Origin of the sequence: Hahella sp. CR1 (assembly GCF_029813005.1) — a bacterium.
Lineage (GTDB): Bacteria > Pseudomonadota > Gammaproteobacteria > Pseudomonadales > Oleiphilaceae > Hahella.
In genome coordinates this window covers 81,883-102,621 of sequence record NZ_JAPELK010000003.1, presented here as the reverse complement: position 1 = coordinate 102,621, position 20,739 = coordinate 81,883, and the positions used below count along the sequence as shown (strand labels likewise).

General features: G+C 53.9%; 20 protein-coding genes. 11 read left to right on the top strand and 9 right to left on the bottom strand.

Going from position 1 to position 20,739, the window contains the following annotated elements; translation table 11 throughout:
* The first annotated feature begins 7 nt into the window (after positions 1 to 7).
* Genes ONV78_RS08450 through ONV78_RS08440 form a run of 3 tightly spaced genes read left to right on the top strand, consistent with a single transcriptional unit; the run spans position 8 to position 5,404 of the window.
* Entirely contained in the window at positions 8 to 946 is a 939-nt protein-coding gene (locus ONV78_RS08450; RefSeq protein ID WP_279502555.1) for a diguanylate cyclase, read from the top strand.
* A 48-nt stretch (positions 947 to 994) separates the two neighbouring features.
* Positions 995 to 1,609, top strand: a complete 615-nt coding sequence (locus ONV78_RS08445; RefSeq protein ID WP_279502553.1) for an Hpt domain-containing protein — start codon at positions 995 to 997, stop codon at positions 1,607 to 1,609.
* A gap of 57 nt (positions 1,610 to 1,666) precedes the next feature.
* Positions 1,667 to 5,404 carry a CHASE domain-containing protein gene (locus ONV78_RS08440; protein WP_279502551.1) on the top strand — a complete coding sequence of 1,246 codons (3,738 nt, stop codon included), beginning with the start codon at positions 1,667 to 1,669 and terminating at the stop codon, positions 5,402 to 5,404.
* Between the two features lie 84 nt (positions 5,405 to 5,488).
* On the opposite strand, the gene ONV78_RS08435 is transcribed toward ONV78_RS08440, so the two are convergent.
* Complete coding sequence (locus ONV78_RS08435; protein WP_279502549.1) at positions 5,489 to 7,009, bottom strand: zinc-dependent metalloprotease family protein; 1,521 nt, start codon at positions 7,007 to 7,009, stop codon at positions 5,489 to 5,491.
* 260 nt (positions 7,010 to 7,269) lie between these two features.
* Between ONV78_RS08435 and ONV78_RS08430 the strand changes: the two genes are divergently transcribed.
* Complete coding sequence (locus ONV78_RS08430; RefSeq protein ID WP_279502547.1) at positions 7,270 to 7,620, top strand: hypothetical protein; 351 nt, start codon at positions 7,270 to 7,272, stop codon at positions 7,618 to 7,620.
* Here ONV78_RS08430 and ONV78_RS08425 read toward each other — a convergent pair.
* The 4 genes from ONV78_RS08425 to ONV78_RS08410 all read right to left on the bottom strand — a co-directional run bounded on the left by ONV78_RS08425 (position 7,550) and on the right by ONV78_RS08410 (position 11,932).
* Positions 7,550 to 8,449, bottom strand: coding sequence for a phytanoyl-CoA dioxygenase family protein (locus tag ONV78_RS08425; RefSeq protein ID WP_279502545.1), 900 nt, complete (start codon positions 8,447 to 8,449; stop codon positions 7,550 to 7,552). The two genes, ONV78_RS08430 and ONV78_RS08425, sit on opposite strands and share 71 nt — an antisense overlap.
* Before the next feature lie 47 nt (positions 8,450 to 8,496).
* On the bottom strand, positions 8,497 to 9,561 hold the full coding sequence (locus ONV78_RS08420) for a substrate-binding domain-containing protein (protein WP_279502543.1): 1,065 nt from the start codon (positions 9,559 to 9,561) through the stop codon (positions 8,497 to 8,499).
* Positions 9,562 to 9,754: 193 nt separating this feature from the next.
* The gene (locus tag ONV78_RS08415; protein ID WP_279502541.1) at positions 9,755 to 11,677 is read right to left on the bottom strand and encodes an EAL domain-containing protein; all 1,923 of its coding nucleotides are present in this window, start codon (positions 11,675 to 11,677) and stop codon (positions 9,755 to 9,757) included.
* 21 nt (positions 11,678 to 11,698) lie between these two features.
* Entirely contained in the window at positions 11,699 to 11,932 is a 234-nt protein-coding gene (locus tag ONV78_RS08410; RefSeq protein ID WP_279502538.1) for a DUF2892 domain-containing protein, read from the bottom strand.
* Positions 11,933 to 12,292: 360 nt separating this feature from the next.
* On the opposite strand from ONV78_RS08410, the gene ONV78_RS08405 reads away from it, so the two are divergent.
* The 3 genes from ONV78_RS08405 (at position 12,293) to ONV78_RS08395 (ending at position 13,930) form a co-directional block, all read left to right on the top strand.
* Positions 12,293 to 12,721: a hypothetical protein gene (locus ONV78_RS08405; protein WP_216738752.1), complete on the top strand. Its 429-nt coding sequence runs from the start codon at positions 12,293 to 12,295 to the stop codon at positions 12,719 to 12,721.
* A gap of 158 nt (positions 12,722 to 12,879) precedes the next feature.
* Positions 12,880 to 13,647: a transporter substrate-binding domain-containing protein gene (locus tag ONV78_RS08400; protein ID WP_216738751.1), complete on the top strand. Its 768-nt coding sequence runs from the start codon at positions 12,880 to 12,882 to the stop codon at positions 13,645 to 13,647.
* 40 nt (positions 13,648 to 13,687) lie between these two features.
* The gene (locus ONV78_RS08395; RefSeq protein WP_279502531.1) at positions 13,688 to 13,930 is read left to right on the top strand and encodes a hypothetical protein; all 243 of its coding nucleotides are present in this window, start codon (positions 13,688 to 13,690) and stop codon (positions 13,928 to 13,930) included.
* Positions 13,931 to 13,995: 65 nt separating this feature from the next.
* Here ONV78_RS08395 and ONV78_RS08390 read toward each other — a convergent pair whose 3' ends face one another.
* Positions 13,996 to 15,153, bottom strand: coding sequence for a multidrug effflux MFS transporter (locus ONV78_RS08390; RefSeq protein WP_279502530.1), 1,158 nt, complete (start codon positions 15,151 to 15,153; stop codon positions 13,996 to 13,998).
* A gap of 95 nt (positions 15,154 to 15,248) precedes the next feature.
* Here ONV78_RS08390 and ONV78_RS08385 point away from each other — a divergent pair, with 95 nt between their 5' ends.
* The gene (locus ONV78_RS08385) at positions 15,249 to 16,022 is read left to right on the top strand and encodes a helix-turn-helix transcriptional regulator (RefSeq protein WP_279502528.1); all 774 of its coding nucleotides are present in this window, start codon (positions 15,249 to 15,251) and stop codon (positions 16,020 to 16,022) included.
* A 6-nt stretch (positions 16,023 to 16,028) separates the two neighbouring features.
* Here ONV78_RS08385 and ONV78_RS08380 read toward each other — a convergent pair whose 3' ends face one another.
* From ONV78_RS08380 to ONV78_RS08370, 3 genes are read right to left on the bottom strand one after another with little or no spacing between them, the layout of a single operon-like run.
* Positions 16,029 to 16,433 carry a hypothetical protein gene (locus ONV78_RS08380; RefSeq protein ID WP_279502527.1) on the bottom strand — a complete coding sequence of 135 codons (405 nt, stop codon included), beginning with the start codon at positions 16,431 to 16,433 and terminating at the stop codon, positions 16,029 to 16,031.
* 6 nt (positions 16,434 to 16,439) lie between these two features.
* The gene (locus tag ONV78_RS08375) at positions 16,440 to 17,033 is read right to left on the bottom strand and encodes a TetR/AcrR family transcriptional regulator (protein ID WP_279502524.1); all 594 of its coding nucleotides are present in this window, start codon (positions 17,031 to 17,033) and stop codon (positions 16,440 to 16,442) included.
* A gap of 2 nt (positions 17,034 to 17,035) precedes the next feature.
* A complete protein-coding gene (locus ONV78_RS08370) occupies positions 17,036 to 17,563 on the bottom strand; it encodes a DUF2867 domain-containing protein (RefSeq protein WP_279502522.1) in 528 nt (175 codons plus the stop codon).
* Between the two features lie 1,294 nt (positions 17,564 to 18,857).
* Between ONV78_RS08370 and ONV78_RS08365 the strand changes: the two genes are divergently transcribed.
* From ONV78_RS08365 to ONV78_RS08355, 3 genes are all read left to right on the top strand, one after another.
* Entirely contained in the window at positions 18,858 to 19,385 is a 528-nt protein-coding gene (locus ONV78_RS08365) for a DUF1772 domain-containing protein (protein WP_279502520.1), read from the top strand.
* Between the two features lie 125 nt (positions 19,386 to 19,510).
* The gene (locus ONV78_RS08360; RefSeq protein ID WP_279502519.1) at positions 19,511 to 20,032 is read left to right on the top strand and encodes a hypothetical protein; all 522 of its coding nucleotides are present in this window, start codon (positions 19,511 to 19,513) and stop codon (positions 20,030 to 20,032) included.
* A 255-nt stretch (positions 20,033 to 20,287) separates the two neighbouring features.
* The gene (locus ONV78_RS08355) at positions 20,288 to 20,698 is read left to right on the top strand and encodes a DUF4279 domain-containing protein (protein WP_279502518.1); all 411 of its coding nucleotides are present in this window, start codon (positions 20,288 to 20,290) and stop codon (positions 20,696 to 20,698) included.
* Positions 20,699 to 20,739: the final 41 nt, after the last annotated feature.

Genomic DNA, 20,739 nt, shown 5'->3' with positions numbered 1-20,739 from the left:
CATGCCTATGCAGATTGAAAAAAACCGGGCGCGTATTCTGGTGGTGGATGACCAGCCGATTAACATCCAGGCGATCTATCGATTATTCGCAGGCGAGCATGACGTTTTTATGGCGACTAACGGCGCGCAGGCGCTGGAATTCTGCAAGAAAGACATTCCTGACCTGATTCTGCTGGATGTCATTATGCCGGATACCGACGGGTTGGAGGTGTGCCGTCAATTGAAGCTCTCTCCAGAAACTAAAGACATCCCGATCATTTTCGTCACCGCCCACAACACGCCGGAAGAGCAGGACGCCTGCTGGGACGCCGGCGGCGTCGATTTCATCACCAAACCGATTAACCCCGCCACGGTGCGTAACCGGGTGCGCGCTCACCTGACGCTTAAGTTTCAGGCGGATCTTCTGCGGCAACTGGTGTTTCTGGATGGGCTGACCGGCGTCGCCAACCGACGCTTCTTTGATGAACGTCTGGAGCGAGAGTGGCGTCGCTGTAAACGCAATGGCCACCCCTTAAGCCTGATGATGCTGGATGTGGATTACTTTAAAAAATTCAACGACCGCTACGGTCATATCGCCGGCGATGAATGCCTGAGGATGGTGGCGGGCTGTATGAAACAGGTATTGCAGCGTCCTGACGATCTTCCTGCCCGCTATGGGGGCGAGGAGTTCGCCTGCATATTACCGGAAACCAAAATCGCCGGCGCCTGTCAGTTGGGTCGCGAACTAGAGGCTTCCATCAGAGCGCTGGGCATCGAACACCAGGCTTCGGAAATCGCCGATGTGGTGACCGTCAGCATCGGCGTGGCGGAGATCTATCCGATCCGGCATATCGAGATTGTGGACTTGATCAAAGAGGCGGATCAGCAGCTGTACGCGGCGAAACAGGCGGGAAGAGGGCGTGTCCACTGCGCTGAAGATAACGCAGAGGAACAACGGATGCTTTAAATGGGGATTTGAAAAATAGAAGATGAAATGGTGAGGTGAGGCGCGAAAGTGAAGGATGGGATAAAGCCGAAACAAAGCACGTTGGACTACTCCAAGTTACTGCTGGCGGGTCAACAGGAAGGCTCTTTGGGTAATCATGTGCGTGAACTGGTGTGTCAGGTGTTAGGTCGCGGCAAACAACCGGTGACGAATATTCGCAAGGCCATGGCTGAAGGGAGCATGACGGAGGCGCTGCGTCTGGCGCATACGCTGCGGGGCTCCATGGGCACCCTGGGCGCTGAGAAGGTGGCGGAGTGCGCCGGCGAATTGGAGGAAAGCATACGGGCCGACCAGGATACGGACAAAAGCCGCCTGCTGAACGCGTTGGAGCGTCGGATGGACGCCATGCTGAAAGAGTTAATGGAGTGGTCGCAGCAGTTCCCGCCGTCCTCGGGTTGCCCGATTAATGTCGAGCTGGACCTGGATATGCTGCAACATTGGCGCGAGCTGCTGGAGGGCAGCAATATGGAGGCGCTGGATTATTTCGACCGTATTCGCTCCTCTTTGCAGACCCTGTGCGGCGCTGCTCAGTTCGAATCCATCCGCGAAAAAGTGGCCAATCTTCAATTCGACGAGGTTTTGGATGAGCTGGATGCGCTGATGCATGAGAACGGCCATGCCTGACGCGGCAAGAGAGCGCCAAGTCCAGTAGCGCGGACGGAGACAATGATGCTTGGACGTATGAGATGGTTTCTTTGGGGGTTGCTGGCGGTAGGCGTACTACTGGCCTTGGAGGAAGGCGTGCGCCGGGCCAAGATGAATCAGAGCGAGGCCAGAGCGCGACTGGATATGTTGGCTAATCGCGTCGCCAGTCAAGTGCAGTTGCGCATGCAGATATACGAATATGGCCTGCGCGGCGCCCGAGGCGCCATCATCGGCGGCGGCCGTGAAAACGTCAGCTATCGCAAATTCCTTGAATATTCCCACTCTCGTGAGCAGGAGCGGGAGTTCCCCGGCTCCAGGGGGTATGGACTGATTCAACGGGTCACTCCGGAGCAGGAAGCGGCCTTTGTGGAGATGGCGCGGCGGGAGCGGGGCGGCGACTTTGCTATAAAGCAAATTAAGGTGAACGACGCAGAGCGTTTTGTGGTGCGTTTTGTGGAGCCGGAGCAACATAATTTGCAGGCGGTGGGCCTGGATATTGGCTCTGAAGCCACTCGACGCGAAGCGGCGCTGGCGGCGATGCGCAGCGGCCAGGCTACGCTGTCAGGACCCATTACCCTGGTGCAGGCGTCAGGAAAGCAGCAGCGCAGTTTTCTATTGTTGATTCCGATCTATCGTACTGACCTGTTTCCCGCCACGGTGGAGGAAAGAGAGCGGGAAACCTTCGGCTGGGCCTATACGCCGCTGGTGACGGACGAAGTGTTGCAGGATATGGATTTCCATGGCGAGGCCTTCGCTTTTTCTCTGACTGACGCGCCTGAATCCGGCGCGGAGGATGTTTTCTACACCTCCGCCGGTTTTGATCGACCCGCCGCAGACGGATTGGAGACCGTCATCAATCTGGATCTGTACCAACGCACCTGGCGCATGCGCATCAAGGCGCTGCCGGCGTTTGTCGAGAGTCTGCATTTGCTGTCGCCAGTTCAGGTGGCGCTCACCCTGGCGCTGATCTCTGTGTTGATGACCGGACTGTTCTATATCTTTTTGGTCAACCTGCAGCGCAAGGTGCATATCGGTCTGGAGCGCTCGCGTATGGCGGCCATCGTGGAAAGCTCCAACGACGCCATTATAGGCGTCACTCTGGAAGGTGAAATTACGAACTGGAACCAGGGCGCGGAATCCATGCTGGGCTTTCCCGCGGAGGAGGCTATCGGAAAAACGCTGATGAGTCTGATCGTGCCGCCCAATTGCCGCGAAGAAGAAAAAGACATCATGGAACGGGTGACTCAGGGCGAAGTAGTGCCTAACTTTCATACGATTCGCAGTCGCGCGGATGGGAGTCATTTTGACGTGTCCGTTACCGTTTTTCCGATCAAAGGCGCCAATAACCGGATCGTCGGCGCCGCCACCACGATTCGCGACATCACCGAACAAAAAGCCATCGAAACCCAGGTGCAGCTGCTTAACGTTAACCTGGAGCGGAAGGTCGCCGAACGCACCGAGCAATTACGCCAAGCCAAGGAAGCGGCGGAATCAGCCAGTCGCGCCAAGTCGGACTTTGTCGCCAATATGAGCCACGAAATCCGCACTCCCATGAACGCCATTCTGGGGATGTTGCAACTGGTGCAACAAACAGATCTGACTGTGCGGCAGTCCGACTACATTCACAAAACCGAATCCGCTGCGCGCACGCTGCTGGGCATTCTCAACGACATACTGGACTTTTCCAAGGTGGAGGCGGGCAAGCTGGAGTTGGATCTGCATCCTTTTTATCTGGAAAAACTGGTGCAGGAAGTGGGCGTGCTGTTGTCCGCCAGTCTGGGCAAGAAGAACGTGGAGGTGTTGTTCGATATCGATCCCGCGCTACCGGAACAAGTGGTGGGGGATTCCCTGCGCTTGAAACAGATTCTGATCAACCTGGCGGGCAACGCCATCAAGTTCACGGAGTCCGGCGAGGTAGTGCTGACCATCAGATTACACAAGATGGAAGCCACACATCTGTGGCTTTATTTCAGCGTGCGCGACACCGGCATCGGTATTTCCGCAGCGCAACAAAAACATATCTTCGATGGCTTTTCTCAGGCGGAAGCCTCTACCTCCAGACGCTATGGCGGCTCCGGACTGGGATTGGCGATCTGCCAACGCCTCATTCGCATGATGGACGGCGAACTGCAACTGGAAAGCGCGCTCGGCGAGGGCAGTGAGTTCTATTTCACTGTGCGCCTGACCTGCTCTGACGAAGTAGCGCGGAAACCGGAGCCAGCGCTCCAGGGGCCGCTGAAGGTGCTGGTCGTCGATGACAATCAATGCGCGCGGGACATCCACTGTAATATCGTCAAACATCTCTCTTGGCATGGAGAAGGGGCTGCCTCCGGCGAAGAGGCGATCGCCATGGTGAAGGCCGCCAGGGAGACGAACGCCGACTATGATGTCGTGATGATGGACTGGCGCATGCCGGGATTGGACGGCTGGGAGAGCATTCGGCGCATTCGCCGGGTCCTGATGGGCGTTAAAATGCCGCTCATCATGATGGTGACGACCCAGGACAGGGAAATTTTATCCTACCCGCGTGAGGGGGAAGCGGGCCTGCTGGATGGCTATCTGGTGAAGCCCATCACCGCCGCCATGTTATCGGAAGCAGTGACTGACGCACGCGCCGGCTATCGACAACGGCTACAGATCAATCGCAGCTCCGCGCAGGCGGACGCTCAATTGAAGGGATTGCGTATCCTGGTGGTGGAGGACAATCTGACCAATCAACAGGTGGCGCGCGAGCTGTTGAGTGGTTGCGGCGCGCTGGTCGATATCGCAAACGGAGGCTTTGCTGGCGTAACCGCGGTGAAGAAAGCGTCGCCGCCTTACGATCTGGTGCTGATGGACATTCAAATGCCGGATATGGATGGCTACTCCGCCACCCGTGAGATTCGCGACCATGCCGCGTTCAAGGATCTGCCTATCGTCGCGATGACCGCCAACGCCATGCCTTCAGACCGGGAAAGCTGTCTGGCCGCCGGTATGAACGACCATGTCGGCAAGCCCTTCGATCTGAGCGAACTGGTGGCTGTGATTCTGAAACACACCCTGACTCGTGGTGGCGCAAAAGTGATCGCACCGCCTGTCTCTGCGGTGAGTCCAAAGACGGCTTCAACATCGGGGACGCCGCCGCATATACAGCCGGCGATAACGCTGGCGGAAGCGCAAGGTTTAAAACTGCGGGATGCGTTGCGTCGTTTTGGGCAGGATACCGTCGCCTACAGCAACGCCACGCAGGGCTTTATTCGCGATGTCAGCGCGATGCTGATGGAGCTGCCGGACCTGTTGTCCCGAGGGGATACGCGGCGCGCAGCGGATATACTGCATACGATAAAAGGACTGGCGGGCGCGATAGGCGCGCCAACATTGGCGGAAGCCGCCGGGGCGCAGGAGCGGGGATTGCGCGGAGGCGACGCATGGATGCCGGAGCAGAATGCCGTGGCGTATATCCGGGCGGAATTTGAGCGTACGCATCACCTGCTGAATCAAATCGTTCCCCTGCTGAACCCTAAGACGCCAGAGGATGAGCTTATCTCCGCCAATCAGACGCTTGATGGACTGAAAGCCGGGCTGAGGGAACTGGCGCAGTTGGTCAAGTTGTCCAATATGAATGCGTTGAAGCTATTTACGGAATTGAACGCCGCTTATCGCCAGCAACTGCCGGTGGCTTTTAGCGTATTGGAAGAAGATATCAATCAACTGGACTTTGACGCGGCCTACGGTCATTGCCTGGAAATGTTGCGGCAGGTAGAACAGGAGGCGTCTACCACTTTGTCGCCTTAGAGAGGGTGGTCGTAAGAGTAAGAACAAGAATAAGCGCAAGAGCAAGAAAGCGCCCACCAGAAAGATTCTGATGGGCGTAAGACATTAAAGCGCCCGATCCTCAGACACTTCCAGTGATTTCAGCATAAAGCCCTTGGCTTGATCTACGCCGTAAATCACCGCTTGTACGTGAGTCAGGTCGTCCGGCATTTGCACCGCGGCTTCCAGTGTGGTCCAGTCGCTGGCGGTGACGGTTTGTCTGCTCACTTCAAACCATTCTTTCGCGCCGCTCAGGGTTTCGTAGTAGAGCCACAGGGTCGCTGCGCCGTCTTCCAGACCTTTGACTTTCGCCTTCAGTTGGTAAACGTCGCCAGGCTTCAGGTCGCAGGTCAGGTTAACGCCTGCCGTAGGAAGGTTGGCGGCGTTCTCCACTTGCAGCACATTGGTCAGTTTGCCGTTGATATCCACCTCGACGACAGAGAGTTCGTCCTCACCCTCAATCCATGGATAGACCGCCCCCGGCTTATTGTCTGAGAAGTCAATTTCAAGGTTGTCCAGGTGCCAGCCCGCTGTGGGCGCGCCCACGGCAAACTGCATCGGCGTTCCCTTGGCCCCTGCGAGCTGCAGATCGTTCTTACAGAAATTGGCGACCTGTTCCGCCGCCAGATTCAACGCGAGGGCGTTGTTGGCTTGCAGGCCGTTACCAAGATCACCGCCGATCGCCACTTTTTCGGATTCTTGGCAAGTCGCGCCGCCTTTCCGGCAAGCCTTAACGTCTGGCGTGGAGAAATAGGGAACCCATGGCGCGTAATCATGATCGTGAGGGTAGGCCATGATGGTGGAAACTTCGCTGTTGGTCGGGCCGCCATAACCGAAAGCAAAAGCATGTTGCAGAGGATATACCTGCGCTTCGACGGCTTCCTCAAGTGTGGAAAGCGTGGCGAATGGCAATGCTGGACGGTTGTTGTAGAAGCCTTCGCCATCCAGCGCCTGGAATATCTCTTCCAGCTTCGTCTGAATGCTGACGAACTCGGTTTGCTCTGTGGGCAAGCCGTGCCCCAATCCAAACAGATGGCCCAGTTCGTGCGCAAAATGATAAGGGGTGATGCTGTCGCCATTATTATCAATGGCGCAACTCGGGTCCACATCAATCAGTCCGTAAGCGCTATCGATATTGCTTACGGAGAATACGCCTTTATTGGCCAATAGTACGCCTGGAGCGGTAACGCCGCAGGTGTCTGACCGAGTATTATTTTGATCGTACAGCATCATTACCAGGTCGGCCTGATAGCGACCGCGTAGTTCACGGACGTAACGGTTTTGCTGCAAGGATGCCAGAGAATCGCTGATGTCCTGATTGTCCACGCTGAGGGTTGCGTCGGAGACCACTTCGCTATGGACCAGATTCAGCTGGATATCCACCTTGCTGTTAACGAAAGCCTGATTGGTGAAAGCCACGTAGTCGGCGATCTTTTGCTGGATTTCTTCGCCGTTGCTGATGTACTCATCTTGCGCTTGAGCGCTGTAAATCACCATAACGTCCACGCTGTGGGTGGGGGCCGCCCAAGTAAACTGGGATAAACAGGCGCCTATAGCGATAGCCAGTGTTTTTCTTAATTGAATCATTGTTTTAAAAGCACACAAGTAATAGTTGTATTTAAAAAGGGCGGGCAATATACGCAAACGATCTAAAACGTTTAAGTCCTCATATGTACTTACGACGAAGAGCGAACGCGGCTTAGGTTAAAAGGGAGATGCAAATGGCTGATTTTTATGAAATTTAAATGAAAAATAAGATAATTTGTTATCTTTAGGTTCTCAACAAGGACGTTAGCTCCTATGATATGGCCTGCTATTTCGAATCCGCATTATGGAAAATTAGAAAAATGAACAAAGAGGACTCCTGGAGTCTGAAAGACGCTAACCCTTATGGAAAAAGGGGCGTCAGCATCTTTACGCTCGTTGTATGCCTCGTTTTGAGTTTCCTGACTGGACTGGGTCTCTGGTTGGTGAAAGGGCCCGTTGAATACCCTTCGATGACCTTCTGGATCGGCGCCGTATTGATGGGGTTGCCGCTGCTGGGAGCCATTGAGACGAGTCATTGGATGTACGACAGAACGTTCGTCAGCAAACTGCCTGGTTCGCTGCGCATCCTCTATGGCGTCATTATCGGTCTGGCGGAGCTGCTGATTCTGGGCGTGATTGTATTCTTTCTGTCCTCACTGGTGGCTTTTTAAGGCTGGCCTGCGATCCTGAATTAGCCGCATATTCCGCCCCCTCCAGCAGTTGCCTTTGTTGATATAAGACCTCCAGCCAGTCTGTTTCCTGCTGAGTTAACGACCACTCTGTTTCATGTTTGTTGTTAAGGCGCGCATACAGGCGCTGGGCGATGTCGTTCAGGCGTCGACGCTGCGTCAGCCAATGCGGATTAGCGTTTTGCAGCAACCGCAGAGGGCGGAACTCAAAGTACAGAGTCTTGCGCATGCGCTCGCTGACCACTGGCGGAGACGCGTGGGGCAACCTGACGTCATGGAGCAACAGGTCTCCCGGTCGGGTGGGGAGCCGTAACGGCGTTATCATTGTGCCGGCTAACATTGACGTTAATGTGGAAATGGCGGCGTCGGATAGATGATGACCCGGCAAAACCTGCAACGCGTCCTCTTCCGCCAGCGCGGCGTCGAGATAAATTCCCAAGGTAAAGATCCGACCATTCTGCTGATGATTCATATCCCGATGCCAGTCAACCCGGGTGGCGTTGGCGGCCGAGCGCACCAACATCGACTCATACGTGCAGACCACTTCGTCTTCGCACAGGGTCTGAGTCAGGCGCTGCAGCGCAGGCATACCCAGAATGTATAGCGTATGCGCGCCGAAATAGCGCAGCAGCTCATTAACGCGAAACAGCGCCTGAGCACCGCAGTACGCCACATGTTGTACCGGCGCCTGCGCGCAGTCCTGCATCACTTGCGTCAGTCTCGCGTTATAACGATGAATTAAATCGGACGTTAAGAAGGCGGAAATATGGACATAGCCGTCACGGTCAAATTGTGCGGTTATCTCCCTCATCGCGGCGTCTCCCTGTCAGTGAACGGATATAGAAGGCTGTCAACTCTTTACTGCGTGGACGGAAGCGGCGCGCCGAACCAGATTTTTTCGTACCACTCCCGGTAGGGAATATCGCCGCCGAGGTTGTAGATATCGGTTTTATGCACGCTCTCATAGGTGATCAGCAGCGGCTCAGTCACATAGCCGCTGGGAGGCGCGCCAGCGAAGGCGCGGTTGAGTTCGTCCGCCAGTTGCCAGCCCTGCACGCCAGCGGGCTCCGCCACCGTCGCCACCTGGGTGGACAGGCCGCTACGAATACGGTTCAACGCTTGAAAGGAGCCGTCTCCGGCGGAAATATTACGAATATCCGTGCGGTTGTGTTTGCGCAGCGGGAAGCTGATGGAGTCGAAATAAAGGTCGTTGATCGCCAGACTGTGAGTCCAGGCGGCGCCGTATTCCGTCACCAGCCGGTCCACGGCTTTGGGGATTTCCGTCACCGTCTGGCCAAGGCTGATGTTCTCAATGGACAACACGCGGCAGCGATCGCATTGTGAGATGATTTTGCGCATGCTTTCGGTTTTGGCGTTGGCCACCTCAAAGCGCGCATCATTGAAGATCACCACGCCCACTTTGCCTTCGCTATGCTGCACCACGTATTGCGCCGCCATTTGTGCGACAGCGAAGGACGGGGTGGCGATGTTGTTAAACAGCTCCTCCGTCGGCCCAGGTTCCGCCGCCGCATGCCAGCCCACCAGGATGATGCCTTTGCGCTTGACGATGCGCGCTTCATCCCGAAGGCTGGAGAGAGAAACCCCGCCCAGCACAATGGCGTCGGCATTGGCGTGGCCCGCCTGCAATAAGGCGGACTTGGCGCTATGCAGATTGTTCTTGCTGTCGATATATTCCAGCTTCCAACCGAGCTGTTGCGCCGCCAGCTGAAAATGCCGATATAGACTGGAAATGCCGCCGTTATTGGAATCCTGGGACACGAACACAATATTTTTGTTCCGCTGCGCTGCAGGGCCCGTGGTTGGCCCGTTCCAGGTCACAGAGGAGGCGTTGGCCGCATGACTCTCGGCCTGAACGCAGCAGGTCGTCAGCAGCAAGGCGATAACTGGTAGCAAATAACGCATGGGTGTCCGTGTTGCGGATTCACTGCAAAGTTTAGGGTTGTCCGAGAGTAAACGACTTCTCGATTAATTATATAGCAGAGGATGCGTAAAGAGCCTGAACGAAATGAGGTTAAACCGCTGGCGTGAGCTACGCCAAGGCGTAGAACGGCTCGACTTTCATCATTGGAGACGTAAGAGGAGACGCTATGCCGTCTCAGGCGGAGCGTCGTTTGGGGGTGTCCTGCATAAATCTGACAAACTGGTCCGCCGGCATGGGCTTGGCGAAAAAGTATCCCTGACCGTAGGCGCATCCCAGATCGGTCAATAGATCCGCCAGTTCCTGGGTTTCAACGCCTTCTGCGACCGCCTGATAACCGAGGTTCGCGCACAAATCGAGCATCGCCCGGACGATGGCTTTATCGCAGGGATCGCTCAGCATGTTCAATACGAAACTGCGGTCCAGCTTGATGCAGTCAAGCTCCAGATTCTTGATATAGGACAGCGAACTCATGCCTACGCCAAAGTCATCCAATGATAACTTCACGCCCAGCTCGCGGAAGGATTTGAACACAGCCTGTGTGGTCTGGATATCAATCATGGTGGCGGTTTCCGTGAGTTCGATTTCCAGCATCTCCGGCGTAACGCCATAGTGATCCAGTTGCTCGCGGATGAACGCCGTCATGCTGCGATCCAGCAGATTGTAGGGGGACAGATTCACGGCGACGGACACTTCAAGGCCCTGATCACGCCACTTCTGAATCTGCTGAATGGCGTGGCTCAGCACGTACCGGCTGAAGGCGTGAATATAGTCGCTATGCTCTATCAGTTCGATGAACGCTCCGGGATAGATAAGGCCCTCCCGTGGATGGTTCCACCTGACCAGCGCCTCGGCGCCGGTGACCTGACAGGTCTGCAAGTGTACTTTAGGCTGGTAATGGAGCACGAATTGCTGTTCGCTGAGCGCCTGGGTGACTTCCCCGGCTAGCCGCACGCGTATTTCGGTGTAGGGGTTGTCGGCGGCGGCGTATACTTCCAGCCGGGAGCGCTTTCTTTTCGCGTGATACATGGCGATGTCCGCATTCTTCATTAATTCTTCGATAGTGTCGCCGTCTTTGGGGAAGTAGGCGGCGCCGATGCTGACGTCCACGTTCAGCAACATGCCGCTGACCTCGAAGGGACGTTGGCAGGCTTCAACGAGCGGAGCGGCGATTTTCGCCGCGTTGTCGGTTTGCAAGTTTGCGGTCCAGACCACGAATTCGTCGCCGCCGGTGCGGGCCAGGATATGGGAAGAGGGCAGCGCATCCCGCCAGCGACGACTTATTTTCTTCAATATTTCGTCGCCATAAGAGTGTCCAAGCGTGTCGTTGATTTCCTTGAACTGATCCAGGTCCAACAGCAGCAGGGCGCCGCAGTGGCTGCAATCGTCTGCGCTGCGGGCCTTTTCGATATGCGCCGCCATCTGTTCAAACACATAACGGCGGCTGGGCAGGTCCGTCAGGTGATCGTGCGACGCCATGTAGGCGAGGGCCTCATTGTGTTTCTCAATACGCTTGGTGATGATGCCGGATAGAATCAACGCGCCCCATACCGCCACCCAAAAGGTCAGAAACGACGTCACGGTCAAGCGTGTGGCGATATAGTGCAGAAGCGTGTCCAGAGAAGACGTTTCCTGCACCCACAGGGAGTAATTCTGCTTGTTATGATGGCTCTTGATCGCCGCCCACAGGTAGGTTTCCCCCTTCAGCTCGATCAGACCTGAGCCGGTTGCTTCTTCGCCGAGCAGGGCGGTAACCGCCTCTATTGTGGACTGAGCTACTCCGCTGGAAAAGACGACGAAGTCGGTGTCGTTTCTTACCAGAACCCCGATATTTTCTTTAACCTGCAGTTCTTCGATGTAATGCCCGCTCGGCGCCAACAGGGATTCAAGCTCGCTCTCACTATTGGCGAGATCGGTTTGCGCACTGAGTAAAGCGACATTGATTTCAGCGGCTTTCAGTTCGGAATTAACGCCGAGATCTGACGCGATGCGATAGGCGACCACCACAAAAACGGTGGAGACAAAAATGGCGAGACTCAAAGTGGCCAGCAGCAGATGGGATCTGAGTCTTGGGTCGACCTGGAGCGCCTGCGCGTCCATTGATAAATGCTCCCGGCGGCGTCAGGACTGTTCCGCCGGTGGTTTCAGGGTGCTTATATGGGCGATTTGATAAACGACGCACCAACCGGTGGCGAGAGAGATCAGATTTAATACGCCAAAAGCAATCAGAATTGCCTGCACAATCGGCTCGCCAATATACTCTCCGCCAAACAAGCCCGCCCCCGTTACGACAACGCCAATGACGCCACGCAGGGTGCGATCCAATGAGCTTAGGTTCTTCTTCAGCGCTTTCATGGCCGCCTCCCTTGATGCTGGTTGGTTGAACACAAAATGCCTATAAGGCCAAGTATAGCAGCCTGAATTTAGGGCAATGTCCCGAACAGCCTTGTCCTGCGCGCCCTGAGGAGCATCGGAGAAATGGCCGTCGTCGCCTGAAATCTGTTGGGGCCTTTGTCAATCTGTTGTTTAATAACGCGAAGTTGAGTCAGCAGGATTGAGTAGATGGGGCGACAACATGACGATGCAGAAAAAGAAAAGCCGTATCGCCCCTGCGTACGTAGCGAAACTCATCAAAACTGCATTGGATCAAGGTTGGAGCCCAAGCCAATACGGCCCCAATTTCCGAATTACTACCTAAATAGAGGCGCTTAACACATGAAGATAGGGATAGTCTGCCTGGCGTTGTTGTTATGGGGCGATATCGCCCGCGCGGATGCTCAGGATGATGAATGGGTTGCGAAAATGGACGCCATCGCCAATCAGGTCTGCGTTGACATACCGGAAGAGTGCGTGGTGATTTACAGCGCCTATGGAGAAGACGCCAAAGGGATGCCGGTTAATAATCTGCACGAAGTGGCCGTAGAGGGACAAGTGATAGTCGTGCAGCCTCATGATGCGTTCTGGGGAGAGGGAACGGGCTACCAGAGCAAACCCTTGCAAAATCCAACCTGGCTGGATCTGGCCAAGTCAGCGAACCAGATGATTCACACCACCGGCGATTACCACCATGTCTATCTGGAAGACTTTGAAATAGTTGGAACAAAGGATGGGGTGAGCTATATCCAGTTGCTGATGGGCTCGTAATCGCCACCGGCGCATCAATAGTTAAAGACCAGGCAATCTTATGTGGTTTGTTTGCTGCGGGCCAGGTTCCGGCGCGTTATGGTTCGCCATCGGTTGAGTGCGCTATCGCCCTAAGCTACTCTTAATCAACGAATAAAACTCTAGAGAATGTCGGCTGCATGTTTAAAACGATACTGTTGTTTCTGTTTGCCTGGGGGATCGCTTGTCAAAGCGCCTGGGCTGAAGAGAGGGCGTATCGTTTTGTCACCTTGGAGTTTCCTCCGCTGGAATTTACTGGGGAGAATGGCGAACCTACAGGCGTCGCCGTAGAAGTGGTGCATCGTATTATGGCGGCGTTAGGGTTGCAGGTCAGCATAGACGTGCATCCCTGGAGCCGCTCATTGGACCGGGTGCGTAAAGGGGATGCGGACGCCATATTCACCGCCTACAAAACCCCGGAGCGGGAGCAGTTTCTGGATTACTCCAATGTGGTGCTGATTCCCCAGGTCATCGCGCTGTACGCGAGGAAAGACTCCCCCATTAATTTCAATGGCGACTTGCTCGCGCTGCAGGACAAGCAATTCGGCGTGGTTTCCACCATCAGCTATGGCGCGGTGTTTGATCAAATGCGCAATCAACTGAGAGTGCAGCGGGTCGAAGATATCGAACAGAACTTCAAGAAACTGATGCTGGGTCGGATTGATATTCTGATCAGCAACATTTACGTCGCGGACTGGGAGCTGAAGAAGACCGGCTTCAACAAGCATATCTCGCGATTGCCGCTGGAAGTAGAGCGCCTGCCCAGCTTTATCGCCTTTTCCAAAGCGCGAGATTTGACGGCTTTGCGCGATCGTTTCGACAAGGAATTGCTAAGACTGAAGGAGAGCGGCGAGTTCGACGCCATTGTCGCCAAGTATGACCTGACGGTGCCGCCGGATATTCAATAACATAACCCCGCCAGCCGCAAAGAAGTGAAGAGGAAACAGAATGCATAGCGACTTCAGATTCAGATCAGCCAAGCTGAACCAATTGCTCGACAATGAAATCAGAGAGGGGAACAGCGTCTGGAATGTCACGCGGGGCGAGCAAGCGTACCTGGTGGAAGAGTTCAAAACCAGCGCCAGGGACCTCGGCTTGAAAAGCGAGAGAATGGCGGACCGCAATATCAGCTTTCTTAGATATGTCGATCCGGAAACTGGCGAATATCTCCAGTATGACTACTCCTGGTAATCCCAGAAATAGTCTCGGCTTGCGCATTCTCTCCTTGTGTTGGCCCGCCATTAAAGCCTGAGACCTCAGGCGCTGTTTTCAGCCATATCGGGCAGGGGCGTCGTCGCCCACACACAAAGTAACAGACAGCCTGTGGCGGCGATCAGAAGGACGGCGCCAAGGTTTTGCAGCCATCCCGCAGCAATTAATCCAATACCCAGTAACAGATAGTAAGCCAACCCAAACAGCGCTCCCGCCGCGCCGGCGTTCGCCCGATAACGCACCAGCGCCTGACTGAGAATGTTGGGGATAGCGATGCTGTAGCTCATCAGGGTCAAGGACATCGGCGCGAGGAACCAAAGGCTGTGTTGAGTCAGCAGGACGCCCTGGCCGCCCAGCATCGCCATGGCTATGCCGGCGCGAATCAGTTGTGTCGGGGATATGCCGCGCTTTAATCCCGCCTGGTTTAGCAGGCTGCCCGTCAGCGAACCGATAGCCAGGATGACGCCGCTGTAGCCGAACTCGACGGAGGAATATCCCAGTGACTCGAATATAAACGGAGCCAGGGAGTAGTATGAAAACAGCGTGAGGTTGAACAGGGCCACCAGGGCCATATGGCGCAAGACGTGTCCATCCCGCGCCAGCTGTGACGCCAGGGTTTTGAATGTTGCTGCGTTCAATGTAGACGGGCGGGTTTCCGGTAATTGTCTGGCGCTGAGTCCGAGCAGAGCAGTCGACATGACGAATAAGCCGATAAATACGCTCAGATAGCCGCCGAGCGCCGTTAATAGTCCGCCGGCGAAAAATCCCAGCACAGGGCTGATCGCCATACCCAGTCCCATGACGGCGAACATCTTCGCCAGGTCGGTTCCACTGTAGGCGTCGCGTAATATGGTTTGCGTCACTACTGACCCGACCGCCGCGCCAAAGGCGCTCAGGGCGCGCACGAACAACAGCGTTTCAAACTGATCCACGATCAGCGCCGCCGCAGCGCTGAGGCTATACAGGCCCAGCCCGCAGAGCATGGCGGGGCGACGGCCGATGCGATCAGCCATGCCGCCCCAGAATCCCACTCCCAGGGCGAAGGCGATAAAGTAAATGGAAAGCGTCTGCGCCGCGGCGTGCTCGGGCGTGGCGAAGTGATGGGCGATATCCGTCAGCGCCGGGCTATAAATGGTTTCTGCAATCTGTGGGAACATCAACAAGGTGAACAGCAGTCCTGTCGCCGGTTTGTGCGATGTCATACTTCCTCCAATGAGTACATAAAGGCGGCTATTTTAGGGACGGAAGTTGTGGTCAAATAACATAACCGGATCATAAAACCACAAGATAGAGACAGATGGCGCTAATAGACGGAGAAGCCCAGTTCGACGCAGACCAGCTGCATAACGCCGTTATCGGCGTGGCGGCGGAGGTGGGCAGCCATGATTCGGGCATGCACCACCATAAAAAAGCGCAGTTGTTGTACGCTCCCAAGGGATGCATGAACATCACGCTGGATACTATGCACTGCGTGCTGCCGCCGACCCGCGCCGCCTGGATTCCCGCCAACACCCCGCACTGCGTCAGAATGACCAACGTGGTTGCTTATCGCTCGCTGTATTTCGACTTATCCCGCAATGGGCCGCTGCCCGGCCGTATCAGTATTTTTTGCGTTAGCGGACTCATGCGTGAGTTGATAGAACGAATGGCGTTCTGGCCCTGGGATATTCCCGAAGAGAAGCAGCGCAATACGCGCGCGTTGTTTTGCGAAGAACTCAGCCTGGCGAAAACAGAAGCGCTGCAACTGCCGTTGCCGCGGGATAAGCGCCTGTCCGGCTGGCTGTCGAGCCTGAATCACCCGGACGCATTGCCAGACCCCTTGAACCAGCTTGCCAACCGAGTCGGCGCCAGTAGTAAAACCATCACCCGACTTTTCAACAAAGAGACGGGCATGTCCTATCAGTCCTGGCGCCAACAGTGGCGACTGCACAAATCCATCGAAAAACTGTCAGAAGGCCTGAGCGTCAACGACGTCGCCTACGCCCTGGAATTCTCCAGCGACAGCGCCTTCATCAGCTTCTTCCGCCAACACACCGGGCAGACGCCCTATCAGTATGTGCGGCGGGGATAAGAACGATCAGCGTGAAAATTCTGCGTCGGAGTAGGGCTGTAGCTTTGTGCATACGAAGCGTTTCAGTTCCTCATTGGAACAGCCGTCGTAATACCCCAGCTCCGGCTCGAAATAATACAGGTCATTCAATAGGGCGCGTGCGCAGCGCATTCTGACAGGCTGATCCGCGGCTTCCGCCATGCTGATTAGAAGGTCCAGCGCGGCAAGCACCGCAGGATAATAAACGCCCTGATGATTATTCCCGAGGGTGTTCAATACTGTCTCGCCGAGTACATTTGAGGCGTTTTGATCATGTAGCTCGATGAGAGCAAGCAATGACGCAACTACTTTGTCCGGCGCATAGAGGTCGGGACCGGAATATAGGAGCCAATCGATATCGCGAAGTCTGGCTTCAAGGCTTTTGTCCGCCATGGATGATCAGCCTTCCTGCGATCCGATAGTGGAGACAAACTTCCCGCTAACCATCGCCGCCAGGTGTAATGCGGTTTCAATACCGGGTTTGGGATGAATTTGTTGCAGTCCGAGGAACAGGCCGTAGGCGATTTGAGCGAGTTCTCCGGCGAGGCGGTCTTCGGCGCCCAGATCCAGATAGCACTGTTTAAGGTATTGCTGTCGTTGGTTGTCGATCTTCACCAAGTGTTCAGCGATCTGGACGTCTTTCAACGCCCAGGCGCGGATATGCATTTCCGCTTCGATATTGTGTGCGGCGATGACCTGATCGAGTTTTTTCAGCCGCTCCAGAGGCGCTCCGGCGGCGTCCGCTTGTTTAATGAACTCCATGGTCATGCGCTCATACCAGTGACTCATCAAGGCGTCGTTAAAGTCCTGGCGATTCTCGAAGTGGTGATAGAAAGAGCCCTTGGTGACCTTCAACGCCTCACACAACGGCATGATCTTCAGGCTATCAGGGCCTTTGTTCACCAGTTGTTTAAGCGCAAACTCCAACCAATCCGTTTTCGACAACTGCTTGGATTTTGCGGGAAGCGGAGCTCTGACTTTCTTGCTGTCCATGATTAGATGCGTCCATCTTTGACCGCGTTATGAATGACAACCCGGGCGATCAGCCAGTGAAAGGGCTTGATCATCGCCATATACAGGCGTCCTGTGAGCGTCTTCAGGTTCACCAGTGTGGAGACCACCACCTGTTCGCCTTGTTTGGAGACGGACAGATAAAACTGCATATGCTTGTCTTCCGTAAAGCTGACGACTTCGCTGGCGTCAGCATGGATAACGTGCATGAACGCCACGGCGTCGCCAACCTGGAGGTCGCGAGGAGGGAAGACGCTGCGATCATCCGTAAATGTCCGCCCAACCTCAAACCCCAACACGCCGACAATTCTATTGCGCAGCGCCATCAACGCCTGCACCCACAGAGGCATTACCGTGAAAATAGCATTCTGCAATTGTCCGGGCGTCAACGACTTATTGGAGACCGGCGCGGCAAGCGCGTCGCGAAAATAGGGACGAGCGGCGCGTTGGCCGAGATAGTCATCGGTAGGAATCGGTACAGCGGAAACGCGAAAAAGCTTAAAACCTGACATGACGTCCTCCTGAATTTTTAAAACATACCGTTAGGTATGGTATGGATGATATTGCGAAAAAGCAGTGGCGTAAAGGGGGTGACATAAAGAGGAGACTGGCGGCTGGATAACTTGGGGCGATAAATCAACCATGTCCTGTCTTTATCCACCGTTCGCCCTGAGCTTGTCGAAGGGCCTCCCAGAGAGTTAACGCAAAGACACTGGTCCTTAATTAACAATGCCGGAAGCGAGATAAAAATCTTGCAGACCTTGGATAGTGTTGATGGGGAAGGGGATATGCCACTTTCAAACGCTCAGGAAAGCCCTTCGACAGGCTCAGGGCGAACGGAATAGAAATAAAGGTCAAGTGAAGTGACTTCGTAACGCTATCGTTTTGCGCCCGTCATTCGTTTCACATATCAGAAGTGAAAGGGCGTCTGTACTGGTCATGGATGCAACATTTGGACGATTCCAATATCATCCGCACTTGCTGACGCCAAAATACCCGCTATTGGCGTTCGAAATTTGAGTTTTGTGCTGTGGATTCGCTAATAACGCTTTAGCCGGAACTGCGACGGACGCCGCCTAGTCTCTGATTAGGCTGGATTTGTTGCTAGTCATCGAGATTGAGTAGACATGGATATACCATTTACATTCGGAGAGCCGCTTTCCGATGAAAAGTGCAGGAATTTCTATCAAGAATTTACTGATATATTCAGGGTTAAGTTTGAAAGAAAAAAGCCGAGCACTCATGGTCCAGTCTGGCTCAACTTGAAGAATCAGACTGACTGGATTGAAGTCAGCGAATTTGACGATACGCTATTTGATGAGTGCTATATCTACTCTGAGTTTGGCAAGCGATCCCAGTTATTTGAGAGCAGTCTTAAGGAATATATTTCGTATATCAATAGGTGTGATTGTAGGAACCGATGGTATCTCTATGCGGTAAAAAAGGACTTTAGTCTTTGTGTGAGCTGGAATGGCGAGGACGGAAACACAGACGAGCATTACATAACCATTTCAAGACGTTGACTATCAGGCTTTGATCTCCTGCGTGCGGTCTAAAGCACCTTCCACCATGTCCGTATAAGCCAAAGTGAACGTCTTTACTCTGTACTTCATTCATGAAATATTGCACAGGCAATCATTGGAGTTAGGCTTCTGATTTCTGAATGGAATTAGAAGGCTATCTTCCAACTCAGAGTCGTCACTTTAGCAGAATACTATTCGACAGTGGCTCTTATGAGCCAGTGCTATTGGCTGGCTATGATGAGAGATTATCTGTACCGAACGAAAGATTGAGGGAGAGCGTCAAATGCAAAACAAACATCCCTTCACCCTCCTTGAAAACGGAACCCTGGGTCTGGCTACGCTGGTGTTTGGCGTGATGGCGGGGTTTTTCTGGACTTATACTTTCAATGTGAATCTGGCGATGATGCAGGTGGATGGCGAGACTTATGCGCGGGTGCAGTCTCTGTTTAATCAAAATGTCCGGCATCCCATGTTTTTTGCTTTCTTTTTTGGCGGCGGCCTGTTTTCAATCATTGCATTAGCGGCGAATTTGAGACAACGTAAAACTCTGTCGTTCTGGCTTATTATGCTGGCGGCTGCGACCTATATCGGAGGCGTTATCATATTCACCAAACAAGTCAATCTGCCTTTGAATTACTACACTGAATCCTGGATTCCCACCAGTTTGCCTGACGACTGGATGGAGACCCGAAACAGCTGGAATGACGCCAACGCCATACGGGTGGCGACCTCTTTTCTGCCGTTCCTGTTCTGCATCTGCGCATTGGTGATGAGAACCTTCCAGCAAAGCGCAGCGGCGAAGTCCTCGTAATATCGATCAGCTTAAGGGGTTGCTTGAACAGCCATGCTTATGGATGCATGCGTCTTGGTCTGGTAATTTACTTAATGTTACATAGAATGATGTTTTTTAGAGCTATTACTAATCCTGGAAGAAGAATGAAAAAGTTACTGGTTATCTCTTTATTGGCGCTGAGCTCGTTTTCACACGCGGAAGAAACGAAAGAAAATACAGTCACGGACGCAACCAAATCCGTTGTGTCCGGTATCGTCAAATTTGGCAAGGATTTATTGGAAGGCGCGGACGAAGGCGTCGATGAGGGCAGAAAAACAGGGCAAAGCCAGGATGGGGCGATCATCGTTGATAACGGCGCGGATCTGGAGAAAAACCTGAGCGTTGAACTGCTGTCCGTCAACAAAGAAGGGGACAATGGTTCCTATATCGAACTCGGTTTCAAGAATGCCAACGACAACCCCGTACGCATTATCAACCTGAAAGATTCCGAAAACATTATTGCCATTGACGCCGATGGTTATGCCACCAATCTTGCCAGAGCGGGCGATAACCCCATGGACGTCACCATTCCCAGCAATGCAGGCAGAAAGCAGCGCTTCCACTTCGATATACCGGCGGATTCGGTTAAGGAAGTAAGAATTATGGGTAAAGTGCTTTCACTCTAGGCAGTACATTTAGTCTTTCGAGCTTAGGCGACAACTTCTTTCCCGATTGAAGGCATTCAGCGGATATGAATCCGCTATTCCGACACATGATAATCATGGAAGATTTCTGTGGCCAACTTTCAACTGTGTGATGCCCTTATCCACCGTTCGCCCTGAGCCTGTCGAAGGGCCTCCCAGAGAGTTGACTCAAAGACACCAGCCTTATTCAATACCCGAAGGCGACAAACCCCTCACTGCTAATAATTTAAAGCTGCTATGGAAGAAGATTATTATTTTTGCTACACGGTCTCATTGAGAATCATCGGAGATATTGAGCATTTCGATGAAATCACAAAGGTTGTAGGAGTAAAGCCAACTTACTCACATAAGAAAGGCGATAAACGCTCACCACGAAGTAAGCCGTTTGAACGGGACGTATGGATTTATAAGCCCGAGATTGATGAGCATAAACCACTTGCTGAACACCTGGACTCATTATGGGCGACAGTTAGCGCTAATGTTGAGAACATAAAAGCGCTTAAGGAAAAGCTAAAAGTGGATATTTTTTGCGGTTATCGCTCTGATTGCGATCATGCAGGTTTTGATGTGCCGTATCAGAGTCTCACTATCTTTCAGGCGCTGGAAGTTCCGTTTAGTGTCTCTGTCATTGTGATTCGTCCAGATTGAGGCGAGTCAGCATGCAGACGGACCGTTGCTTTTCTCCCTTA